This window comes from Paraburkholderia sp. NMBU_R16 (genome assembly GCF_013282575.1).
GTDB lineage: Bacteria > Pseudomonadota > Gammaproteobacteria > Burkholderiales > Burkholderiaceae > Trinickia.
Genome location: NZ_JAAAYE010000213.1, coordinates 1 through 1,182, shown reverse-complemented (window position 1 = coordinate 1,182; position 1,182 = coordinate 1). Strand labels below are relative to the sequence as shown.

At 57.0% G+C, this 1,182-nt stretch carries 3 protein-coding genes; all 3 read right to left on the bottom strand.

Annotated elements, in window-relative coordinates; all coding sequences use genetic code 11:
• Positions 1-205 precede the first annotated feature (205 nt).
• Positions 206-577, bottom strand: a complete 372-nt coding sequence (locus tag GWC77_RS27895) for a type II toxin-antitoxin system VapC family toxin (protein WP_173262752.1) — start codon at positions 575-577, stop codon at positions 206-208.
• Entirely contained in the window at positions 574-771 is a 198-nt protein-coding gene (locus GWC77_RS27890) for a type II toxin-antitoxin system VapB family antitoxin (RefSeq protein WP_173262749.1), read from the bottom strand. The genes GWC77_RS27895 and GWC77_RS27890 overlap by 4 nt, the downstream gene beginning before the upstream one ends.
• Positions 772-817: 46 nt before the next feature.
• Positions 818-1,182 (bottom strand): hypothetical protein (locus GWC77_RS27885; protein WP_217283454.1); only part of this gene is annotated, 365 nt, incomplete at its 5' end.

The following is a 1,182-nucleotide window of genomic DNA, read 5'->3' as shown; positions in this document are numbered from 1 at the left end:
CCGCTTCAGCACGCTGCCCGCGCCGGTGGGCAACGTTGAGCGAGCTTTCTTCGTCTTTGCCATCATCGATGTCCTGCGTTTCAATTCGCACCGATTCTACTCGTCCTCGTTAATGCGACAGAGCCCGGGACATTGCCCAAAACGTTGATCGCGAGACGAAGCGCATCTGCAATGGTCGGGTCCGACATGCTTGCTTTTCCGTTATCTAGTGGGCGAGCACCGCGCCGAGATTGAGTTCATCGGCAACTTTCTTCAATCGCTTGTCGCGCGTCCAGATGGTGGTGCCGGGTTGTAGGCGCGCGGACGCCAACAGTGACGTGTCGACATATCCGATTCCACGATTGAACAAACCTTCGCGCTCGATCAGATAAAACGTCTCCTCCGGAGTTGCAACTGGCGCGCGCGGCAGATCGAGCAACGCGCCAAGCACGACGTCACGGTCACGCAGACTACCGAGCGAAATCTCGCCTATCACATATGGATGAGCCAGCACACGCTCCTCGGCAAGCAGCGTGATCAGCATAGGATCAGAAGCGCTGAGGTGGTCAATCCAGACCGACGTGTCGACAAGAATCATTCGACGTCCTGCCGGCGACGCGGCGCCCCCTTGATGCCCGGTTGGCTACCGCCAAGATTCGCGAGTCGTTTCGCGGCTTCACGCTGGATCAAGGCATTTAGCGCTTCGCGTACGAGTGCCGTTTTTTCCTCCACGCCCGTATAGGCTTGAGCCTTGGCGATCAAGTCGTCATCAAGCGCAATAGTCGTACGCATGGGAACCTCCGCAAGTATGAGCACTAATAATAGCATCGTTTGATGATTAAATAGTGCATTTTGTCGTCTCGTAACAAGCGCGTTTTGCCGCAACATTCCGATGCAGTTGCACGCGAGAACAGCGAAAATCGCCCGCAAACACGGACCAGATATCGCGTCCTCGGAAAAGCGGCTCGCCGACCTTGGTGGAGGCGCTCGCCCGTACAAAACCCGCATCGCGCAGGCCTGCAGGGTTTTGCGTTAACAACCTGTGTTTTTGATCAAAGCCCAACTGGCCATTGCCGACGGCTTTGTTCAGCAGCACTTCAGTCCCGTGTGGGGGCCGGCGTTCGCGGAGAAACGGGGCTACTGGTTGGCGATACGGTATAAAAGCGAACGGCAACGCCGCGATGACCGACAGCCCAATGGTGC

Bases quoted from the DNA above. Each gene is read 5' to 3' on its own strand.
- GWC77_RS27895 (WP_173262752.1), bottom strand. From the start codon at position 577: ATGATTCTTGTCGACACGTCGGTCTGGATTGACCACCTCAGCGCTTCT.
- GWC77_RS27890 (WP_173262749.1), bottom strand. From the start codon at position 771: ATGCGTACGACTATTGCGCTTGATGACGACTTGATCGCCAAGGCTCAA.